This is a genomic window from Calothrix anomala FACHB-343, assembly GCF_014696435.1.
GTDB lineage: Bacteria > Cyanobacteriota > Cyanobacteriia > Cyanobacteriales > Nostocaceae > Aulosira > Aulosira anomala_A.
On the sequence record NZ_JACJQG010000032.1, the window covers coordinates 70,820 to 92,469 of the forward strand.

The following is a 21,650-nucleotide window of genomic DNA, read 5'->3' on the forward strand; positions in this document are numbered from 1 at the left end:
GATAATAGTAAAGTCGGTTGATTGATTATCATCTTTGAGAATTAACTGAGGAGAATTACTTAGTATATATTCGCTATTTTCTCAGCATTTTCTTGCAGAGATTGTGGGCATTGAAACATTAATTATAACGGCGAAAACTGGTTGACAAGCTAAAGGGTTTTTGCAATACTTTAACAAAGCTTTATCCTAGTTTTTTAAGTTATTTAGATAGTCGCTGCATTATTGGAGAAATTTTTGTATTAATAATGCTACTAAATTCTTAGAGTATTTACTGTGCTAGATGTAAACAAGAAAACTAAGAATTTTATTAGTAACACCAGGGTAATTTAATTCTAGAAAAGAGTAATTTTTCTGTTCTTGCAAAGTGTAATCAATCGCATACAGCTAATCAGACTTATCCTATTGATTTCCGTTTGAAGATTGAGGAGTAAAATCACCTCTCACGGGTGACTTATAGGACTTACACACCGAACATAAAAACCCTCACAAGGGTGGTCAAAAGTCAAAAGTCAATGGTCAAAATTTAGGTTTTTGGACTATGAACTATTGACCATTGATAAAAAGCATGAAAAATATCTGACACTGTGTCAGTCCTAATTTATTTCCTGGGTATTATTTCAAAATTCATTCTTGCCATTTATTTAACAAAAAAATTGGCTAAGTTTCCTCTCAATAATTCATAGGATTTCCACTTGATTTCTTAACTACAAATAGCGTGTCAGTAATTTAATTTCAGTCATTCTGTCAATCTTTGGTAATTCTCATAACAAATGACCAATGACAAATGACCAATGACAAACTTTTAACTTATCCCTACTCAGCACCATCGGAATAAAAATATGGCAGTAAACAAGGAAAGCCCATTATTCAAACAGCCCGTACAAAAGTGGCAAATAGTTGTAGGAGTTTCTGTAGTCGTTGCTGCTGGGCTAGCGTCTTTTTTCGCTTTATCAAGATTATTCTATCGCTCTAATTTTTACACTCGCCCAACAGAAACGCCACAAAAGGTTGCCCCAGCAAAAGTTGCGATCACTGCTTTAGGACGCTTACAACCAGAAGGTGAAATTACTTATTTATCTGCACCTAATTCTATTAACGGTGTGCGAGTTGAAAAACTGTTAATTAAAGAAGGTGAAAAGGTACAAGCTGGACAACTTTTAGCTTACCTAGAAGATTACAACCGGGCTACGGCTGCTTTACAACAAGCTTTAGATAAATTGCAAGTTGCTAAAGCCCAATTAGCCCAGGTAAAAGCTGGTGCAAAAACGGGAGATATTGACGCGCAAAAAGCAGCGATTGTGCGGTTAGAATCTCAGTTAAAAGGCGATGTAGCAGCGCAAGAAGCGACAATTGCTAGAATTAAGGCGCAAGTAGAAAATGCCAAAACTGAGAACGATCGCTATCAGAAATTGTACCAGCAAGGTGCGATCGCAGCTTCCGTAGCCGATAGCAAAGCCCTGCAACTCAAAACTACACAACAGCAACTCGAAGAAGCCGAAGCCGCCTTAAAGCGTACTCGAGACACAGCCCAAAGCCAAATTCAGCAAGCAAAATCGCAACTTAACAGCGTTAAAGAAGTACGTTCTGTAGATGTAGAATTAGCGCAAACAGAAGTCAGAAGTGCGCAAACTGCTGTTAAACAAGCAAAAGCCGATCAAGATTTAACTTACATTAAATCGCCCATTGACGGCACAGTTTTAAAAATTCACGCCAGAACAGGCGAAGTAATTGCAACTTCTGGCTTTGCGGAGATAGGTAATATTTCGCAGATGTATGTAGTTGCAGAAGTTTACCAAACTGATATTCAAAAAGTGCGTAAAGGTCAAAAAGTGACCATTACCAGCCCTGCTATTGTGGGTAAATTAAAAGGAACCGTAGAAGATGTAGGTTGGCAAGTTGATAAGCAAAGCATCTTCAGCCTTAACCCCAGTGCAGATACGGATCGCAAAATTGTCGAAGTCAAAATCTGCATAGACGATCCCGCAGATAGCGCCAAAGTATCAAGACTTACCAACCTGCAAGTTGATGTGGCGATTCATATTTAGTCAATAGTCAATGGTCAATAGTCAATAGTCAATGGTCAATAGTCAATGGTCAATAGTCAATAGTCAATGGTCAATAGTTGTTAGACAAATGACAAATGACCAATGACGAATGACGAATGACAAATGACAAATGTACAGACGCGATTAATCGCGTCTCTAACAATTAACAACTGAAAACTAACGAATGAATTTTAAAATTCCTTTAGCATGGCTACAGCTAGTTCAGCAAAAAGTACGTTTTCTGGTAGCTGTAGCGGGGATTGCTTTTATTGTGCTGCTGATGTTTATTCAGCTAGGCTTTCAAGATGCACTTTATTCTAGTGCGACTGCAGTACATCAAAGTTTGCGTGGAGATTTGTTTTTAGTTAGTTCGCAATACAAATCTATCACATCAAATCAAAGCTTTTCTCGCACTCGTTTATACCAAGCTTTGGGCTTTGATGGTGTTGAATCTGTTAGCCCGATTTATTTGCAATTTGCTAAGTTAAAAAACCCAGTCAATAATGAAAAGTATTCGATTTATGTGATTGGGTTCGATCCGGGTAGGTCTGTTTTAAATATTCCCGAAGTTGAGGAAAATTTAGATAAACTAAAAATCCCGGATATGATGCTGTTTGACCGAGATTCGCGTCCAGAATTTGGGCCGATTGCTGAAAGATATGACCAAGGAGAAAAAGAACAAACAGTTGAAATATTCCCGTTTAATTCCTTAGTTGGTTATCGTGTTAGAGTTGCGGGATTATTTAGCTTAGGGCCTTCCTTTGGGGTAGATGGTAATTTACTTGTCAGCGATTCAACTTTTCTGCGCATCAATCCGAATACTCGCCCCGCAGAAATGATTGATATTGGTGTCATTAGCTTAAAGCCAGGTACTGACCCCGATAAAGTGCTGAAAAATTTAGAAGAATCATTGCCTAATGATGTTCAAGTTTTTACATATCAGGGTTTTATTGATTTTGAAAAACAATATTGGGCTGTGAGAACACCAATCGGGTTTATTCTCAACTTAATGTTGACAATGGCTTCGGTAGTTGGGGTAGTAATTGTTTACCAAATTCTCTACAGCAACATTGCTACTCAATTTGTCGCTTATGCCACATTAAAAGCGATGGGTTATCCCAACAGCTATTTATTAAATGTGGTCTTTCAACAAGCTTTTATTTTGGCGATTTTTAGTTTTATTCCCGGATTTATTTTATCCGTGTTTATCTATGATTTTGCCATGAAAGCCACAAAGCTGCCGATTATGATGAGCTTTAATAATATAGTGCTGGTGTTAATTTCGGCGGTTTTAATGTGTATGACTTCTGGGTCTTTGGCTATTAATAAACTGCGTTCTGCTGACCCGGCTGATATTTTTTAAATTTTCGCATCATCAAGATTTTCGCCACATCAAGGGCGGGGAGACCGCAATCCGCTAAGGGCGGGGAGACCCCGCCCCTACACAACTCACCAATCATCTCTGCTTTATGAACTTGGAAAACAAAACTCTTCTGATTACTGGAATTGATGAATTTATCGGCTGGCGCGCGGCTGAGTTGGCTATTGCTAAGGGAATGAAGGTTAAAGGACTGCAAAGTTCTGCAGTTAAAGATAAGCAAGCACAAGCTTTGGGCGTTGAGGTAATTGTTGGTAATCTGAACGATGCTAAAACTGTGCAAAAGGCTTGTCAAGGTGTAGATATTGTTTTACATACAGCCCAAATTGCTCAAGAATCTGGTGCAATTAAGGAATTTCGCGAGATTAATGTTGAGGGAACGATTAATTTAGCAAAAGCTGCTAAAAGCGCTGGTGTCAAGACTTTTGTGCATCTTTCGAGTATTTTGGTTTATGGGTTTAATTATAGCGATCGCGTCAGCGAATCTGAACCCCTAGCCGACGAAACCAACCCTTACTGCAAAACCAAAATCGAAGCCGAACAAGCATTACTACCATTAAATAATCCCGCAGATTTTGGTGTAATTATCATCCGCGCTGGCGATGTTTACGGGCCGGGATGTATTCCTTGGGTAGTGCGTCCAGTTCATTTTATGCGTCAGAAGTTATTTGCTTATGCTAGCGATGAACATGGAATTATCAATCATGTATATGTTGATAATTTGATTGATGCTATCTTCTTAGCTGTCGAAAAAGAAACCTACGGGGAAATTTTTAATATTACAGACGGCGAACAAACCTCTTGGAAAGAGTACTTTACTCGTTTAGCCGAAATATCTGGTTCTCCTGCGCCAATGTCTTTAGGTAAAGAAGAAATCAAACTATTTCTTAAATTGCGCGTTCAAGGACAAAAGCTATTTCGTAAAAAAGCTGATATTCTGCCAGAGTCGATAGATTTTATGACTCGTCCCTACGCTTGTTCGATTGCTAAAGCTCAGAATTTATTGAATTACAGTCCTAAAATTGGGCTAGAAGCAGGCTTGCAAATTACTAAAGAATGGCTGGAGAAAACAGACATTCAGAATTTGATGAAGTAGCAATCATAATATGGTGGGTAATGCCCACCCCTAACTCAATACAGTTCAGTTGGGCTGGGATGGATTATATCGTAGGGGCACGGCACCCACAATATATTTCACAACTAGAAAATCTTACTAGCGCCGTGCCCCTACAAAGATCCTTAACTTCTCTTCTTTTCTTTTCTTTTCTCTTCTTAGCGTACTTCGTGTCTACCCTGCGGGTTCTCCTTTGGAGTACGTGGTTCGTTATCTTCTTTTTATTAAAACTACATACAAATAAAGCTTAAACAAGCAAAAGTTTTCATACTCGATTATGAATTAGGAGACTAGCAAACTATGTTAAAGATGTCTCAAATCTCAACTTTAATTGTTGCTACTTTAGCCAGTATCACCACAATTCCCACCGTCAAAGCTGCACCAGCAGAAACCCTCACTGTCGTAGTCAATAATATCCGCAGCCAAAAGGGTGAAATTTGCATCGGCGTTTACTCTCAAGACAAAGCCAAAGCATTTCCTTTAAGCACTACAGATGTATTAAAAAGTACTTGCCAGAAAATCACAGGTAGCACTTTAAAACACCAATTTACAGGCTTAAAACCTGGGAATTATGCTGTTGCTATTGTGGACGATCAAAATGGCGATCGCAAACTCAATCGCGACTTTTTCGGGATACCTACAGAAGGTTTTGGTATTTCTAAAAATCCTACTGTATCTGTGCAAACTGGTACGCCTAAATTCCGCGACGCTAGTTTTGCATTGAATAAAAATACCACAATTAACATCACTGTGAAATATTCCCTCGATCCATAATATCAAGTCAAGGGCGGGGAAATCCCGCCCCTACGGGAGGCTCTAAAATTAATGCCAGATTTGGATAAGTTTCTGTGTAACTCGTTGCTAGGTTGGCTAGTTATTCAAGTAATTCTCACCCTAGTATATTTACTGTCTTTATACTCCAATCAAAAAAACTTGTTACCAGATGACCAGTTACCCAAAACTGCAGTAATCCTCTGTTTGCGTGGAGCCGACCCCTATCTAAGGCAATGTTTACGGGCATTATTGCAACAAAATTATCCCCAATATGAGCTAAAGATTGTTGTCGATCATCAAGATGACCCGGCTTGGAATGTTGCTGTTGATACAGTGCAAGCGCTAGGCGTAACCAATGTTGAAATTAGTCCTTTGCGCAATGTCCGCAATAATTGTAGTCTCAAGTGCAGTTCTTTAGTTCAAGCTGTCTCAGAATTGGATGACTCTTATAAAGTCGTCGCCTTGGTAGATAGTCACAGTGTAGTTCATCCTAACTGGCTGCGGGAATTAGTCAATCCCCTAGCCCATCCCAAAGTCGGCGCAACTAGTGGTAGCTGTTGGTATTTGCCTAGAGGTAAATATTGGTGGTCTTTAGTACCTTATATATCTAATGTATCTCTAGTTATCCAAAAGTACCTGTTTGGGATGCCTTGGGGCGGAAGTTTGGCGATAAAAACCGAAGTAATTCAGCAAACAGGACTGTTAAATAAATGGAGTCTCGCTTTGTGCGAAGACATTTTGATTGGTAGCGTCTTACGCAAACATAAGCTGCGGGTGAAGTTTGTCCCTAGCTTATTCATGGTAAATCGGGAAGAAAGCGATTTATCTGGTTTAAAAAATCAAATTCAGCGTCAAGTAATTGCTTCTCGACTTTATCACCCCCAACCCTCAGCGATTATTGGCGATACCATTTCTAGCATTATCATACCTACTTTGGTGTTGATGTCTTTAATTTGGACATCATTCACCGGGCAATGGGAAAATTTTAAAATGTTGTTAGGCTGTTACGTCAGCTATACCGTAGGACTACTGTGGCTGATGTTAATTTTAGAGCATGGCGTACAGCAAATGACGCGCGATCGCTTGCAACCCATCGTCCCCATTACCTTTACCACAATCTTTAAACTGTTAATCGGTATCCCCCTAACTCAATGGATCTACGGGTTAGGGCTATTGTCTACCTTAGGCATGACCACAATTACATGGCGCGGTATCAATTATCGCATCTTCAGCGCTTGGAATGTGCGGCTAGAGGAGTATAAGCCCTTTCGCCGGAGTTGAGGAGGCAAATTGTAGAGACGCGATTCATCGCGTCTGCCCCATGCCCCATGCCCCATGCCCAATGCCCCATGCCCCATGCCCAATGCCCCATGCCCAATGCCCCATGCCCAATGCCCAATGACTAAAAGGTGACCCAGCATGAATGATTTGGCGGTGTTGCTGTCTCAGGTTTTACTGGGTTGGCTGGCCATTCAAGTCTTGTTAAGTTTGATTTTTTTGTGGAATCTGCGGTTTAACCAGAGCAAAATATTGCCAGATGAGAAGTTACCTAAAACTGCAATTGTTCTTTGCTTGAGGGGTGCAGATCCATTTTTACCTCATTGTTTGCGTGCTTTACTCAATCAAGATTATCCTGAGTACAATCTGAAGCTGATTGTTGACCGCAAAGAAGACCCAGCTTGGAAAATTGCGACTGATACTATCCAAGAATTGGGCGCTACTAATGTTGATATTAGTCCGTTGAGATTCATTCGCAAAAATTGTAGTCTCAAATGCAGTTCTTTGGTGCAAGCAGTGTCAGAATTAGACGCTTCTTATGAAGTGATTGCTTTAGTCGATGCTGATACTGTGGTTCATCCCCATTGGCTGAGGGAATTGGTTAGTCCTTTAGCTAATCCACAAGTTGGGGCGACAACAGGTAACCGTTGGTACTTACCCACAGGTAAATATTGGGGTTCCTTGGTGCGCTACATTTGGAATGTCTCCGCAGTTGTGCAGATGTATCTCTACGGGATTCCTTGGGGGGGAACTTTGGCGGTAAAAACCCAAGTGCTACACCAAACTGGACTTGTAGAGAAATGGAGTAAGGCTTTTGGCGAAGATACTATGATGCGTAGTGTCTTGGGTAAGAATAAGTTTAAGGTAAAATTTGTACCTTCGCTGATTATGCTCAATCGGGAAGAGACTGATTTACCAAGCTTAAGCTACTGGCTGAAACGGCAATTACTCGCATCGCGTTTGTATCATCCTTGGTGGTTGGCTGTAGTTGGTGACACGATTTTAACTATATTACTGCCAAATGCGATCGCACTTTTAGGGTTATTTGCCTTATTCACCCAACAATGGCAAACTGCGATTTTCAGCTTAACTTGCTATGGCGGCTATATTTTCGGACTTCTCTTGGTGTTACTGACTTTAGAAACACAAATACAGCCAGTAATCCGCCGTCATGGTGAAACCGCCAGCAAACTCTCACTCGCCACAATCATCAAAATTTACTTTGCGCTTCCTTTTACTCAATGGGTTTACGCTGTAGCCATGCTGTCATCTTTTTGGATGCCAACCGTTAAATGGCGCGGTATCACCTATGAAATCAAAGGGCCTTGGAATCTACAACTCCTAGATTATCGCCCTTACAAAATTTTAGACCAACCGAGCGATCGCAAAATCTCCCTTTAACTCTTCTCTGCGTCTCTGCGTGAAAAATCCTGCGTAAATCCGCAAATCAAAACCAGCAATTTTCTTAAAAAGATCCTTATATCATGAAAAAACAACCCCTCCGGATTGCCTTATTCACCGGATTATACGCCCCTTTTCTCACAGGCGTTTCCGTCGCCGTTCATCAGCGCGTTCGCTGGTTACTCCAGCAAGGACATGAAGTTTTTCTCATTCACCCAGAAATTAACGATAAATATCCTAAGCAAGTAGGGAATCGTCCCATGCCAGGATTAGAAGAGTTACAGACATATCCTAACTTTTCTTCTTACGCTTTCCCTACCGAACCGCTAATTTTCTACAAATCTCTCCCCCAACCATTAAATTACAAACACTGGAGCGATACTAAATTACTCCTCAACTTTCAACCTGATATTATTGTCGTGGAAGAATCAGCCCAAATGCGAGGAGTTTACTCAGCCTTTTTGCAAGGTTACGGTCGTGCTGTAGGAGTGAAATACGCCAAGCAAACAGGTACTCCGATTATCTCAGTATTCCATACAGATATCGTTGCTTATATCAAATATTACTTAGGAAGTTTCTTCTTTAACTTGCTGCGTCCTATCATTCCCCTAATAGTCAAGCAAGTCAGCGATGCTTATACTGTTAACTTATTTCCATCACGGGAACAGTTAATTAAATACGAAAAATTGCAATGTCAGCGTAGTGAATACGTTCCCTATCAAGGTATTGATTGCGAAAAATTCCATCCCCGGAATATTTCTTACAACCCTATTCCCAACGATAACAGACCAACTTTACTATTTGTTGGACGCATCACCGCCGAAAAGAATGTTACTCAATTAATTGATGCATTTCCTTTAATTGCTGCCAAAATTCCTGACGTACATTTAGTAATTGTCGGTAGCGGCCCCTCAGACGAACAAATTCGCCAGCGTGCCCAAAAGTATCAATCGGGAATTACAATTTGGGGAGAATCTCACGGTACAGAATTGTTAGGCTGGTTTGCTAGAGCCGATGTATTTATTAACCCTTCTGTTACCGAAAACTTCTGTACCACAAATAATGAAGCATTAGCTTCTGGTACTCCTGTAGTTGCAGCTTTTGCACCCTCAACTACAGAACAAGTTACTCCCGGACACAACGGCTTTTTAGCTGAACCAAATAACCCCGCAGATTTTGCGAATAAAGTCATTGAAATTCTGCAAAATCCCGAACTGAAAGCAACAATGAGCCAAAACGCTCGCCCATCAATTTTAGAATATGATTGGTCAGCTTGTATGGAAAAGTTTGAAGAAAAACTTTATCAACTTGTGACTTTATCAACCAAAGCAACAGCCAACATTAAATAAAGCGATCGCTTTTCTGATTTTATCTAGCTCCCATGCTCTGCGTGGGAGCTAAAATCGTGAGACTCCGTCTCAATTTATCAGCAGACGAGGCCAAGCATCACAAATATGAATTTTTCAGCATAAGGTATGCAGGTAGGGGCATGGCACATTGGTGTCAACGTGAAACCCTTTTGGTTGCAAAGTTTTGTCTTCATCCCCAACCCGTCGCTTACCCAATAAACCGCCGTCACCCTAGAAGGGTGCGGCTAATCACACGAAGCCCACAAAGGTGGGCTTTTTTCTTTAGCCCACAAAGGTGGGCTTTGTAACGATAGCCCCAGGCTTTCAGCCTGCGGGCGGTACGTCGGGTAAGCGAGAGAAATTTTTTTATACCAATTAAGGGGGCATAGGTGTCAACTTAATTGGTATAAATAGCCTCTGTCTTAGCTTTCTCACTCGCCTGAGAATTTATTCTCAGGCTAATAGCCCAAGTCTACTAAAGTAGACTCAATAGTAGACTCAACACTTTGAGAATATTTAGTCATCTTGAGATGACTTTGCCTATGAGCAAGGAACTTCAGTTCCTTGTGGTAACCAGGTTTTGCGTTAAGTTGACACCAATGAACGCAGAATTTATACATTCATAAAGACAAGTGCTTCTTGTAACAACTCTGGTGGCAACTTATCTGGTAAAACTCTCAAAGCATATTCGCGGCATTCTTTATTCTCAATCGTGAAGCGGGCGGCAGCAATGGCTTCCGGCCAAACTTCTGGCCATTGCTCTGCTAAGGCAATCAAGGCATAGGCACGAAATCTTTCATCTTCAATTGCGCGTGCGCCTGTGACTGCTTCTTCCAGTAAATCAGGTGTCAATTTTTCGACTAATCCACTTAAAGCATAGGCACAACATTCATCATCTCTAACTCTGCAAGCAGCAGTGACTGCTTCTGGTAATACCTCTGGTAGGTACTCTGCTAATTCTCTCAATAACTCAGCGTGATATCTGCCATACTCAAGTAAGCGCGTAGCTATAAGTACTTCTGGCAATACTTCTGGCAGTTTCATGCCTATGGACATCAAGGCATAGGCACGATAAAACGCATCTTTAATTGCGCGTGCAGCTAAAACTGCTTCTGGCAATAGTTCTGGCAGTTTTTCTGCTAAGACTGTTAAAGCAGTGGCGCGATCGCGATGATTTTTAATTGAGCGTGCGGTGGAGAGTATTTCTGGCAAGAGTTCTGGCTGCTTTTCTGCTAAAACTATTAAAGTAAAGACGCGATCGCTTTTATTTTTAATTGAGCGGGCAATTTTTACTGCTGCTTTTAAACACTCAGGTGGCAGTTTCTTGGCTAAAGCTCTTAAAGCATTACCGCGTTGATCATCGGACTCAATCTCTTTAGCAGCATTAAGTGCTTCAGGTAACAACTCTGGCGGTAGTTTCTCTGATAAAGCTATCAAGACAGTAGCGCGATCGTAATCAGACTGAGTTAAGGCTACGGCGCTGAGTGCTTCTGACAATACCTCTGGCAGTTTGTCTGTTAAGCCATTCAAAGCATAACCGAGAGCATACCCATCTTTAAGCGATCGCGCGGCGGTGACTGTGGCTGCTAACAAATCATCGGGTACTTTTGCTGCGAAAGCATTCAAGGCTTCAGCGCGATATCTCTCTTCCTGAATTAAGCAAATAACTTTAAGTGCTTCTGGTAACAACTCACTAGATAGTTTTTCTAGTAAAGGAATTAAGGTATAGGCCCGATCGGAATCATACTCAATGAAGTTTACAGCCGTGAGTGCTTCTGAAAGTGCTGTTATTGTTAAATTTGCTGGCAAATAGTTGACTAACTCAGTCACAGCTTTTACTTTTGGCTGTGGTTCTAGGTTTTTTAGTACATAAGCTAATCCTTGTTCTGGTGTCCAAAGATTATTTTTAACCAAGGCTACTAGAAATTCTACTGATAAAGTCACTGCCAAATTTTCAACATATACTAAAGTTCATTTGCCTAGAAAATCGTCGATTTTGCATTATCGAACTGTATTTCTGTAGGCTCTACCTCAAAATTAACATAACAGTTATGCCACAAAAAGGCGATCGCACATTGCACTCTGCTAAAGAACTATAAGCTAAAGATATATTGAGTTAGCCATCCATCTCATGCAACAGTCAACTCAAGGCAATAACCGTGATTTTATTCGTCAATTGGCAACCTTAGCGGCTATTATCGGCGCTTTTGTGGTCAATGTCATATCTAACATTTTTCCGTTAAATGGTCTGAGTATTGGGCAAATTTCCAATACTTTGTTTAAAAATGTCTCGATTATTCCTGCTAACTATGCTTTTGCTATTTGGGGATTGATTTACCTTGGTTTATTTGCTTTGGGAATTTATCAATTTCTCCCCAGTCAGAAGGAAGATGCAGATTTACGCAATACAGGATATTTACTGGTAATTGCTTCCATTGCTCAAAGTATTTGGGTATACCTGTTTCTCTCTCGGCTGTTTGTTTTATCCGTTATCGCCATGTTGTTAATTTTGCTACCTCTCATTGCTATTTACTTGCGGTTAAATATTGGCAATCAGCATGTCTCGCGGCAGAAAAAATGGTATCTTTATGCACCTATTAGCATTTATCTGGGTTGGATTAGCGTTGCAACTATTGTCAATGTAGCTTGTGCTTTATATTTCCAAAATTGGAACGGGTGGGGTATTTCTGCGGAATCCTGGACTGTAATGCTGTTAGCGATCGCATCTGCAATTGCGGCTACAATTGTGATTCAGCGTCGAGATATTGCTTATGTGGGTGTAACAGTGTGGGCAATTTTAGCGATCGCTGTCAAGCACTGGAATAACCCTATACTGAGAAATGTAGCAATAGCTTTGGTAATTGCGCTTGTTGTAATTACTATAATCAAATACGTAAAACAATCCATTAATTAATTTTTTGCGGTGCGTTGCGCTACGCGACAACACACCCTACATAATTTATCTTATTTAAATCAATCAAAATTCACAAATGACCATTGACTATTGACTATTGACTATTGACTATTGACTATTGACAAATTAACTTTGTTGTACAGGAATTTTAATAATAAATTCGCTTCCTTCTCCAGGAGTTGAATTACATTCTAATGTACCGCCATGCTTTTGAGTGATGATTTGATAGCTAATCGCCAAGCCTAAACCTGTACCTTGTCCTACTGCTTTGGTAGTAAAAAAGGGGTCAAAGATGCGGTTTTTTACCTCTTCGGGAATTCCTAATCCATTATCTGCGATCGCAATTGTTATCTGTTGTGAATTATCGAGAAAAGTACGAATTTTAATTTGCTGAGAATTTGCTTTTATCTGCTGCGATTCTGGCTGGTTATTATTTGCTTCTAAAGCATCAATTGCATTTAGCAAGATATTCATAAAAACTTGATTCAGTTGTCCTGCATAGCATTCAACAAGAGGTAATTTACCATAATCACGAATTACTTCAATTGCTAGGTGTTCTGGTTTATCGTTTAAACGGTATTGCAAAATCATTAATGTACTTTCAATTCCTTGATGAATATCCACAGCTTTAAATTCTGCTTCATCCATACGCGAAAAGTTACGTAATGAAAGCACAATATTGCTAATTCTTTCTGCACCTATTTTCATTGAAAGTAGGAGTCTCTGTAAATCATCAACAATAAATTCTAAGTCGATTGCTTCCGCTATTGCTGCTAATTCTGGATGATATTCAGGATAAATTCGCTGATAAATATTAATAATCGTCAATAAATTATTTGTATATTCATTCACATAGTTAATATTACCGTAAATAAAATTAATTGGGTTATTAATTTCGTGAGCTATACCCGCAACCATCTGACCCAAACTAGACATTTTTTCACTTTGGATTAGTTGAGTCTGGGTTTGTTTTAATTCAGTCAGAGTTTGCTGAAGTTTGGCTTCAGCCTGTCGGCGCTCGGAAATTTCTTCTAATAGGTTATTTTGGGTATTTATTAATGATAAGTGAACGTTAACACGAGCGAGAACTTCTTCTACATGAATTGGTTTAGTAATGTAGTCTACTGCGCCTAATTGCAATCCTTTAATTTTATTTTCTAATTCAGTCAAAGCAGTCATAAAAATAATTGGAATGTCTTTAGTATTTTTATTAGCTTTCAGACGAGAACAAGTTTCAAAACCATCAATCCCCGGCATCATCACATCCAATAAAATTAAGTCTGGTTGAATAGATGGTACTTTTTCGAGTGCCATTTCTCCACTTTTAACTACAGATACTTGAAATCCTGAGTTATGTAGAATCTCAAATAAAACGCGGATATTGTTGTTATTATCATCAACAATTAAAATGGAATTTGTTTTACTATTTGACATGATATATATAACTATTTTTCTAGATATGGTTTAATTAAAGCTGCAATTGCTTCAACCTCAAATTCATCAGCCAGAGCTAATATTTTATTTGTAAAAGCTGCATAATTGGGAGCTAAATTCTGAATTCTGGTTGTTTCTGCTTGGATATTGGCAATATCACACATTTGTACGGCTTGATACAAATTTTTCAGTTCTGATGCTGAAGGAATCATCATTTGCAATGATGCATTTGTTGTCTGTGGTTGGTGAGGCTTAAATTCTGAATCTTGTGCATAAATCCAAGTTAATCGCAAATGATTTTGTAATTGCCAAAATAAATCTTCCATTTGTATAGGCTTAGGCAAAAAATCATTGCAACCTGCATTGAGAGCTTCTTGGCGATGAAAATTAAATACACTTGCAGATGAAACTATGATAATTGTATTTTTAATCTCTAGGTTTTGGCGGATTTCTTGAGTCATAGTTAAACCATCCATTACAGGCATTTTTAAATCTGTAATAATTAGGTCTGGTCTGCATTTTATGGCTTGATTTAATCCTTCCTGACCGTTATAAGCATGAATAATTTCAAAACCAAGGGGTTCTAATAAACTTGCTAACACAGAAAAGTTTTCCCAACGGTCTTCAACAATTAAAATTTTCCGAGTACGACCTGCAAATCCAATAATAGTTTTGGGAGAATTAAATGTCTGATTAACTGTAGATTCTTCAGATTCACGTAAATTTAATTCAAACCAAAAAATGCTACCTTTATTAGGTTTGCTTTTGACTTGAATGCTGCTACCCATGAGATTGATAATTGTTTGACTAATTGCTAACCCTAATCCCGTACCTTCCGCCTGTTGTTCTCTGCTACCAACTTGTTCAAAGGGTAGAAAAATTTTTGTGAGTTGTTCCTCTGTTATACCTACACCTGTGTCGCGAATTTGAAAGCGCACGCGAGTAGTGCGAGAATTTAGTTGCCAATTTCCTACCTTGATAACTTGTACTTGTAAACTTACTCCACCATTACTAGTAAATTTAATCGCATTCCCTAAAAGATTAATCAAAACTTGCCGCAAGCGTTTATCATCGGCATAAATAATACTAGGTAATTTGTCAGTTGGTTGATAAGAAAAGCCAATTCTCTTTTGTTGTGCGCGGATTTTACAAATTTCTACTACTTCTTGGAGAAACTTCGGAAAATGAAAATCTTGGGGTTGAAGTTCCATTTTCCGCGCTTCGATTTTAGCTAGATCGAGTACGTCATTAATTAAGGTGAGTAAGTGGGAACCACACTGATAAATAATGCTAATTCCTTTACGTTCTTTATCTGTGAAACTTTGAGAATTTTGCAGAATTTGTGCATAACCTAAAATTCCATTGAGTGGACTACGAAGTTCGTGACTCATATTAGCGAGAAATTCGCTTTTGGCTTGATTAGCACTATCAGCAGCCAGTTTAGCTTCTTGAAGTTCCGCAGTGCGTTTTTCTACCCTTTGTTCTAATTCTTCTTTAGCTTTTCTGAGATGTTTTTCTGCTATTTTGTTTTCGTGAATGACGGCGCAGATGACAAAAGTTGTTAAGGCAACAACGCAAATAAAAGATTGTAATAATAATAAAGATTCATTAATTGATTGCCTAACAAACGATCCATAACCATGACTAGTACCGTAAACTGCGATCGCGCTCACAATAGTCATGAGCAAGGTAGTTTCTCTTTGTCCAAATCTATATGCTGCGCAAATTAACGGTGGAATCAGCATATATTCTAAGGGATAGCCACCAGAAAAGGCTATATAACTGATTCCCATCAAGGATAGCAACAGCAGCATTAACTCGCTAATTTGCCGCCAATTTAATTTTGTCTGTGGTTCGGGTTTCTCAAACCATGTCAAAATTGTTGGGACGATAATCAGCACACTAGCAATGGAACCAAAATACCAAATTCGCCAAGCATCTCCATAAGTCGCCCAAGATGTCATCCCATCAAAACATTGCAGGCTAATCCCTAAAGTAGCGCTGACTAAAGGTGCAACCGAAATCAGCACCAAAAATTTAAACACATCTGCAGAACGATGGAGCAAATGATGATGTTTAATGAAGCGTTTAATTAGAAAGGCGTTGATTAGTGGCTCAATCACACCAACGATAGAACCAAGAATGCCCAACCCAGGATGTTTATAGAACAGTAAAATATTGATAATTAATTCACTCAGCAATATTCCTGGTACGACACGATACCCTAACAGCAGAATAATCGCTACATAAACCCCAGATGAAGGCCAAATAGGTGTTACACCATTCTCATAAGACATGGATGCTGCTAATTTAGCCAGACAAAAGTGGATGATGGGAATTGCGATCGCTGCGATCGCGACTGTACGATCTAAAACTAGTCGAGATTTTCTCTTCGTAGAACTTGGTTGCATCGCTTCTCTGTGCTTTTTATTACCACTGGAAAGCAGCAACAGATACAATACTGAACCCAGTAATGATCTGATGTGGAGGCGATCGCTTGTAGCATATACTACTTCAGCTATGCCTCAACTTCATATTTCCCAAAAGTTCTACAGTAATAACTTTAATATTGGGCATGGGGCATGGGGCATTGGGCATGGGGCATTGGGCATTGGGCATGGTACAGACGCGATTCATCGCGTCTGTACAATTGTCCGCCTTCCCTGCTCCCTGCTCCTCTGCCTCTTCATCCGCCATATTCCCAGCAATGCAAGTCCCAGCCAAAGCCGAGTACTGCTAAAGCGGCGACGTAATTGTTGGCTGGTACTAGTTCTAATAAACTCCAGTCTGGCTGCGTCAGTAACTTTGCTGGTTGTGTAGTAGTCAGGGAAATTTCTACTTGTTCTAATTGAGCTATGCCTTCACCAGTGGCTTTTAGGTAAGCTTCTTTACAAGTCCAATAGCGAAAAAATACTGAGGATTTTTCCTCATCAGGAAGCGATCGCACTAGTTCATATTCTCGTGGTAAAAAGAATCTGTGGGCGAGAGATTCTAAATCTGACAGGGGACGAATGCATTCCAAATCTATCCCTAATTGACGATTTTTACTCACAGCACACAAAGCTAAATTTTGGGAGTGCGATAAATTAAATGCTAAACCACTGTCAGCAAATTTACTTGCTAAAAATGGTTTACCTCGTGGTTCGTAATCAAACTGCACTTCTTTAGCTGTCACACCTAAGTAACCACCTAATATTGTTCGCAGGCTACCACGCCCAGCAATGAAACGTTGACGATGTTCGGAAAAATAAAATCTGTTAGCACGAACTAATTCATCCTCAGAGAGAGATAATGCGAGTTTTTCTAAACTTGATTCTGGTTGTTCTAGATTAATTCGCCAAATATGGACATCATTCGGCAATAAGGTGAAATCTGCCGGTGTAGGTAGCCATAGATGGTTAGCAAAAGTCATCGAGTTAACGCATAAGAAATTGGTGAGTTTAGCTATTTTACTGGAGTTTAGACGGGAGCATCCCAATTTTGACGCAATACCCTCAAGGGTATTGCTATACCAACAAAGCCTGCCTTCGCAGGCTATCAAACTTTTAGCCTGCGAAGGCAGGCTTCGTATTTCTAGCCCCACCCTTATAGGGTGAGGGCGTTTTTGCACATTTGGGATGCTCCCGTTTAGACTAGAGAAACGCGATCGCAATTCGCTTATATATTGCAATCCGCTTATATAAAGATTTTATAAAGTTAAGAACAAGATGTAGTGAATTTGCCGTTCTGATTGGATTGCTCATGAATTAGCAAGTATATAATTACACAATGCAACCAAATACAAGAGGTTCAATTATACCTAATTAACTCCGTATTTATAGTTGCAAAGTAACGCAAATACTCAGTTGTCTATATTGACATGAAAATAACTTTATCAACATTTATTGCTTCTTCTGCCCTGTCTGCTAGTATGGCTGTGGCTGCAATGGCCACTTCTGCACCAGCCCAGGCGTTTCAAATTACCATCGAACCTAAGTTTGGGAGTACTGAGAAGACAGGTGCTTCTGCACTGTTGGATTTCAACTTTTCTCAATTCGCAGATAATCAGGTCAAGCTGAATTTGGATATTACCAACACCACTGATGGAACTAAAGGTGACTTTAAAGCAACAGAGGCTACTTTAGTTGGGCTAGCATTTGACGCCGATAATTTTGATCCTGGTGCTCCCGTTGGATTCAACAGTTACAATCCAGGTACTAGCGGCTTTACAAAGTTGTGGGTTAAAGGGATCGATACTCCCAGCTTACCACCCTATGGTGACTTCGATGTTGCTATTAGCCCTCCACGCAACACGTTTGCTGGTGGAAATCCCCAGGATGGTTTAACAGCAGGTCAATTTACTACTGTTAGTTTCCTATTTGACACCAGCTTAAGTGCCGATGAGCTTTCTGATGCACTGGAGAATGGATTTCTCAATCAAGCTTTTCGGATAGCTGGGCGATTCCAACAGGTGAATGCTGGTGGTGGAAGTGATAAAGTTTTGGGTGGTATCGTCAAGGGCGGCGAACCAGTACCTGAACCTACTACTATAGCTGCATCACTTTTGGCACTAGGCGGACTTGGTTTGTTTAAGAAGAAATTTCAGCACAAACAAGCTGTCTAGATTAACTAGTCAGCACTGACTAATTGTCTATCAATCTAGGGTTCGTCTACCAACCACATTACTGCTCTTTTCTTTTTTGTTCCAGCTGTGCTTTTTCCATACTCTTTCCCCACACTTTACCCATAATGAGCGATCGCGGGCACGCCAATCAAATAACGCTACACAACTAATTGCGCGTATGCCTAACAACTGAAACATTTCTCACAACAAAACTCTATTTAATTCTCTTTAATTGTCAAAAATTGCAATAATAGTACGGGAAGCCTTGTCTGGTATAGCCCCTCAACAAAAAATTGGCACACCTTGCGCATCAGTTAATACTGTTTTATGATAAGGCGGCTTTGAATCGGGAATTAAACTTTGGCGATCGCAACTTCTTAACTAAACAGTGTTAAACAGTCATAGCTCGATGATTTTGTAGTCATCTGAGCCAGATTGTAGGGTGTGTAACATATCAGCTAAAAAAATTCCTGTACTTTAGGGTAGATTTATTTATCCTTGTATCTTAAGCTTTATGTTAGATTTAAAATCTTTTTTATAATCGATCAAGAATTCTTTGTATCTATCAAAGGTTCTTATTTATCCTTAATAAGTAGTAATAATTTTTTAAGAATGCCGAGGATTCTTGTCATAGACGATGACCCAGCAATTTCAGAACTCGTTGCCGTCAACTTGGAAATGGCTGGCTACGATGTTAGTCAAGCAGAAGACGGGATAAAAGGTCAGGCTTTAGCTCTCCAGCTACAACCAGACTTAATTATGCTTGATTTAATGTTGCCCAGGGTAGATGGATTCACCGTTTGCCAACGGCTGCGGCGCGATGAGCGCACAGCTGAGATTCCTGTGTTAATGCTGACTGCTTTAAGCCAAACACAAGATAAGGTGGAAGGCTTCAACGCCGGGGCTGACGACTATTTGACCAAGCCCTTTGAAGTTGAAGAAATGCTGGCTAGAGTCAGGGCGCTATTGCGGCGTACTGACCGTATTCCCCAAGCAGCAAAGCATAGCGAAATTCTCAACTATGGCCCCTTAACTCTTGTTCCCGAAAGATTTGAGGCCATTTGGTTTCATGAGACAGTCAAACTGACTCACCTGGAATTTGAGTTACTTCATTGCTTGCTCCAGCGCCACGGACAGACGGTTTCTCCTAGCGAAATCCTGCGGGAAGTTTGGGGTTACGACCCAGATGACGACATTGAAACAATTCGAGTCCATATTCGCCACCTCAGAACCAAACTTGAACCAGACCCCCGTCATCCCCGCTATATCAAGACAGTGTATGGTGCTGGATATTGTCTGGAGTTACCAAGCCTCCCTCCCTCTGCTGAAGGAGCTTCAACATCAGTTGTGGAATAAAATCAGGATAAGTTTTCTTCTTGACCTGAGCCATAAATTGGCACTCTGTTCTGTCAAAGTTAGTGAGTGCCAATAGGATACTGCGTCGGAAATTGGTGTAACATAAGCAAATACTGCTTGTAGTTCAGCTCTTCATTTGCTCGCACTAACCATAACTGCTTGTCAGTATTTCAACATTTCCAGACGCTGATATCCTTTGATAACTTGTGTTTATCTTGATTAACCCTCTATATCACTCTTTCTAGAAAAATCTCCAATCCTGACTTACTCAGATTTTTATCGAGCCATCAAAGTTTGAGCTTTTTATGGGGGATATGATGCTTAAACCTAGAATAAATCTGAGTTTTGCATGAAGGCGATAATTTTTCTCTAAGAAAAGTGAAATAAGAGGGTTATTTTTTAGAACTTACCTCACTGACAATTTCAAATAATTTTGTAGTGAGGACTAAATTCCTGATTCTCTTTTTTAATGCTCAATTCACAATTTCATCGTGCTGCGCTTTTTTGCTAAACATCCGATAGTAAAGCCAGGTGCTAGTTTCTTTGATAGGAAAAAGTACATATGTCAAAGGATTTATCGTCACAATAATATTGCGGAAGTCGCGCTTGGCAAAAAACAAAATTGCCCTAGCAACTTGCTGTGCTGACATCACCCCATAGGGATTAAGTTGACTTTTGAAAGGCCCCAAAATTAACTTGCGAATTATACAATCCCCATCTAAGCGCTTGAGGGTGACAACTTCACCTAAAGCGCGTTTACTCAGTTCATAAAGGGGGCTAAAGGCAGGCGAGACTTCAGCTTCAGAGGTGTTTACCCAAATTTCTTTAGTCGCTTTTGATTGGGGGCCTGTGACAGTGGAGATAAATATATCCATCAACCGCAATGTGGAAAAAGTGTTGACTTCATAGGAGGAATTAATCGCCTCTGGTGTGCGGTTACTATAGACATTGATTCCATGATTGAGAATCAAAATATCTACTTTCTCTAAACTCTTTTTTAATTCTGCTTCGTTACCTAATTCCCAAGGAATGATTGCGAGTTTATCTTGAGCTTGTAATTTTTCTGGGTGAGTAGTTAATGCTAAAACTTTGGCATTATGTTTAAGTAATTCAGTTGCTAATGCTTGTCCTAATGCACCAGAAGCACCAGTCAAAGCGATGGTTTTACCTTTTAGAGATAGCCCCGTTCCTAATATGGTATCGACTAGGGGAAATACACCACTGTAATAGGCGTTAACATCATCAAAATGATGACGCCAGTGGTAAGAACGATTTACCCACCAAGTAGATGGAATTGTTTCTAAAGGGCCGGGGAGATGGGTATAATCTGTGTCAATTTTCCCAAGAAAATATCGGCGAGATGCACCATATAAAAAGGTAAAAGCATAAGCTACACCTAGCCAAAAGCCCATTTGGTTAAGTAGTAAAGCAATTAATGTCACAACGACAACTAATATACTGGACTCAACAATATCGTTATATAGCTGGGACTCTTGATATATTTTTGGGGAAACTACCGATAAATCCCGACGATATGCCATGTGATGCTTGTTATGCCATTTACTCATCCAAGTAAACTGGTGACATAAGGCGTGATAGCTATCTCTGACAACCTCCGCCAACAACAGCGAGAATAATCCCCAAAGAGCAAACTGTAAGCAGGTGTTGAGTAAATCCCAATTAATCTGTAATTGGCTTTCTATATCAGCCCAGCCTTTAGTAAAAAAATTCATCGTAATTTTTTTGTACTCGTTGTCTGTAATCATTCTTCATAATCTAATAAGAACGGTTTCAGGTCGAGTTGTCCAGTAAATAAAAATTAAAATGTAGAGACTTGACTATAAATATAATATATGCATTCTATCTGAAAAGAATCAGTTAGTGATGATTTGCGCTTAGAGGATGTTTGAAAAGTCGGACAGATTGTAAAAAAGCTCTCTCGGTATACGCTGTGAATAGATAGTAGACAGCACCGAGAGAGCAACATGAGTAAAGCATATCCCA

The 21,650-nt window shown here is 39.8% G+C and carries 17 protein-coding genes; 11 read left to right on the forward strand and 6 right to left on the reverse strand.

Annotated elements, in window-relative coordinates; genetic code table 11:
- Positions 1–839: 839 nt before the first annotated feature.
- The 8 genes from H6G08_RS18905 to H6G08_RS18935 all read left to right on the forward strand — a co-directional run bounded on the left by H6G08_RS18905 (position 840) and on the right by H6G08_RS18935 (position 9,339).
- Entirely contained in the window at positions 840–2,045 is a 1,206-nt protein-coding gene (locus tag H6G08_RS18905) for an ABC exporter membrane fusion protein (protein ID WP_190545683.1), read from the forward strand.
- 184 nt (positions 2,046–2,229) lie between these two features.
- Positions 2,230–3,408, forward strand: a complete 1,179-nt coding sequence (gene devC, locus H6G08_RS18910; protein ID WP_190545685.1) for an ABC transporter permease DevC — start codon at positions 2,230–2,232, stop codon at positions 3,406–3,408.
- Positions 3,409–3,514: 106 nt separating this feature from the next.
- Complete coding sequence (locus H6G08_RS18915) at positions 3,515–4,519, forward strand: NAD-dependent epimerase/dehydratase family protein (RefSeq protein WP_190545687.1); 1,005 nt, start codon at positions 3,515–3,517, stop codon at positions 4,517–4,519.
- A gap of 318 nt (positions 4,520–4,837) precedes the next feature.
- Entirely contained in the window at positions 4,838–5,311 is a 474-nt protein-coding gene (locus H6G08_RS18920) for a DUF2141 domain-containing protein (protein ID WP_190545689.1), read from the forward strand.
- 51 nt (positions 5,312–5,362) lie between these two features.
- Positions 5,363–6,592, forward strand: coding sequence for a glycosyltransferase family 2 protein (locus H6G08_RS18925; RefSeq protein WP_190545691.1), 1,230 nt, complete (start codon positions 5,363–5,365; stop codon positions 6,590–6,592).
- Positions 6,589–6,717, forward strand: coding sequence for a hypothetical protein (locus H6G08_RS38220; protein ID WP_277877840.1), 129 nt, complete (start codon positions 6,589–6,591; stop codon positions 6,715–6,717). Before H6G08_RS18925 ends, H6G08_RS38220 begins: the two co-directional genes overlap by 4 nt.
- 13 nt (positions 6,718–6,730) lie before the next feature.
- The gene (locus tag H6G08_RS18930; RefSeq protein WP_190545693.1) at positions 6,731–7,990 is read left to right on the forward strand and encodes a glycosyltransferase family 2 protein; all 1,260 of its coding nucleotides are present in this window, start codon (positions 6,731–6,733) and stop codon (positions 7,988–7,990) included.
- An 83-nt stretch (positions 7,991–8,073) separates the two neighbouring features.
- A complete protein-coding gene (locus tag H6G08_RS18935) occupies positions 8,074–9,339 on the forward strand; it encodes a glycosyltransferase (protein ID WP_190545695.1) in 1,266 nt (421 codons plus the stop codon).
- A 612-nt stretch (positions 9,340–9,951) separates the two neighbouring features.
- Here H6G08_RS18935 and H6G08_RS18940 read toward each other — a convergent pair.
- Entirely contained in the window at positions 9,952–11,283 is a 1,332-nt protein-coding gene (locus H6G08_RS18940; RefSeq protein WP_190545697.1) for a leucine-rich repeat domain-containing protein, read from the reverse strand.
- Positions 11,284–11,470: 187 nt separating this feature from the next.
- Here H6G08_RS18940 and H6G08_RS18945 point away from each other — a divergent pair, with 187 nt between their 5' ends.
- Entirely contained in the window at positions 11,471–12,253 is a 783-nt protein-coding gene (locus tag H6G08_RS18945; RefSeq protein ID WP_190545699.1) for a TspO-related membrane protein, read from the forward strand.
- Between the two features lie 126 nt (positions 12,254–12,379).
- Here H6G08_RS18945 and H6G08_RS18950 read toward each other — a convergent pair whose 3' ends face one another.
- From H6G08_RS18950 to hetI, 4 genes are all read right to left on the reverse strand, one after another.
- The gene (locus tag H6G08_RS18950) at positions 12,380–13,687 is read right to left on the reverse strand and encodes a hybrid sensor histidine kinase/response regulator (protein WP_190545701.1); all 1,308 of its coding nucleotides are present in this window, start codon (positions 13,685–13,687) and stop codon (positions 12,380–12,382) included.
- Between the two features lie 11 nt (positions 13,688–13,698).
- The gene (locus tag H6G08_RS18955; RefSeq protein WP_190545703.1) at positions 13,699–16,098 is read right to left on the reverse strand and encodes an MASE1 domain-containing protein; all 2,400 of its coding nucleotides are present in this window, start codon (positions 16,096–16,098) and stop codon (positions 13,699–13,701) included.
- Between the two features lie 103 nt (positions 16,099–16,201).
- Positions 16,202–16,384 (reverse strand): histidine kinase, encoded by a 183-nt coding sequence (locus tag H6G08_RS18960; protein WP_190545705.1) that lies wholly within the window; start codon positions 16,382–16,384, stop codon positions 16,202–16,204.
- Entirely contained in the window at positions 16,374–17,099 is a 726-nt protein-coding gene (gene hetI / locus H6G08_RS18965; protein ID WP_190545707.1) for a 4'-phosphopantetheinyl transferase HetI, read from the reverse strand. Before hetI ends, H6G08_RS18960 begins: the two co-directional genes overlap by 11 nt.
- Before the next feature lie 447 nt (positions 17,100–17,546).
- Between hetI and H6G08_RS18970 the strand changes: the two genes are divergently transcribed.
- Entirely contained in the window at positions 17,547–18,290 is a 744-nt protein-coding gene (locus H6G08_RS18970; RefSeq protein WP_190545709.1) for a cistern family PEP-CTERM protein, read from the forward strand.
- Between the two features lie 612 nt (positions 18,291–18,902).
- On the forward strand, positions 18,903–19,646 hold the full coding sequence (gene rpaA / locus H6G08_RS18975; protein ID WP_096589036.1) for a two component system response regulator RpaA: 744 nt from the start codon (positions 18,903–18,905) through the stop codon (positions 19,644–19,646).
- Positions 19,647–20,119: 473 nt separating this feature from the next.
- Here the strand turns inward: rpaA and H6G08_RS18980 are convergent, their stop codons facing one another.
- Positions 20,120–21,379: a bifunctional sterol desaturase/short chain dehydrogenase gene (locus H6G08_RS18980; protein ID WP_190545716.1), complete on the reverse strand. Its 1,260-nt coding sequence runs from the start codon at positions 21,377–21,379 to the stop codon at positions 20,120–20,122.
- Between the last annotated feature and the right edge of the window lie 271 nt (positions 21,380–21,650).

Coding starts and splice junctions, on each gene's coding strand:
- H6G08_RS18905 (WP_190545683.1), top strand. CDS start 840: ATGGCAGTAAACAAGGAAAGCCCATTATTCAAACAGCCCGTACAAAAG.
- devC (WP_190545685.1), top strand. CDS start 2,230: ATGAATTTTAAAATTCCTTTAGCATGGCTACAGCTAGTTCAGCAAAAA.
- H6G08_RS18915 (WP_190545687.1), top strand. CDS start 3,515: ATGAACTTGGAAAACAAAACTCTTCTGATTACTGGAATTGATGAATTT.
- H6G08_RS18920 (WP_190545689.1), top strand. CDS start 4,838: ATGTTAAAGATGTCTCAAATCTCAACTTTAATTGTTGCTACTTTAGCC.
- H6G08_RS18925 (WP_190545691.1), top strand. CDS start 5,363: ATGCCAGATTTGGATAAGTTTCTGTGTAACTCGTTGCTAGGTTGGCTA.
- H6G08_RS18930 (WP_190545693.1), top strand. CDS start 6,731: ATGAATGATTTGGCGGTGTTGCTGTCTCAGGTTTTACTGGGTTGGCTG.
- H6G08_RS18935 (WP_190545695.1), top strand. CDS start 8,074: ATGAAAAAACAACCCCTCCGGATTGCCTTATTCACCGGATTATACGCC.
- H6G08_RS18945 (WP_190545699.1), top strand. CDS start 11,471: ATGCAACAGTCAACTCAAGGCAATAACCGTGATTTTATTCGTCAATTG.
- H6G08_RS18950 (WP_190545701.1), bottom strand. CDS start 13,687: ATGTCAAATAGTAAAACAAATTCCATTTTAATTGTTGATGATAATAAC.
- H6G08_RS18955 (WP_190545703.1), bottom strand. CDS start 16,098: ATGCAACCAAGTTCTACGAAGAGAAAATCTCGACTAGTTTTAGATCGT.
- H6G08_RS18960 (WP_190545705.1), bottom strand. CDS start 16,384: ATGGCGGATGAAGAGGCAGAGGAGCAGGGAGCAGGGAAGGCGGACAAT.
- hetI (WP_190545707.1), bottom strand. CDS start 17,099: ATGACTTTTGCTAACCATCTATGGCTACCTACACCGGCAGATTTCACC.
- H6G08_RS18970 (WP_190545709.1), top strand. CDS start 17,547: ATGAAAATAACTTTATCAACATTTATTGCTTCTTCTGCCCTGTCTGCT.
- rpaA (WP_096589036.1), top strand. CDS start 18,903: ATGCCGAGGATTCTTGTCATAGACGATGACCCAGCAATTTCAGAACTC.
- H6G08_RS18980 (WP_190545716.1), bottom strand. CDS start 21,379: ATGAATTTTTTTACTAAAGGCTGGGCTGATATAGAAAGCCAATTACAG.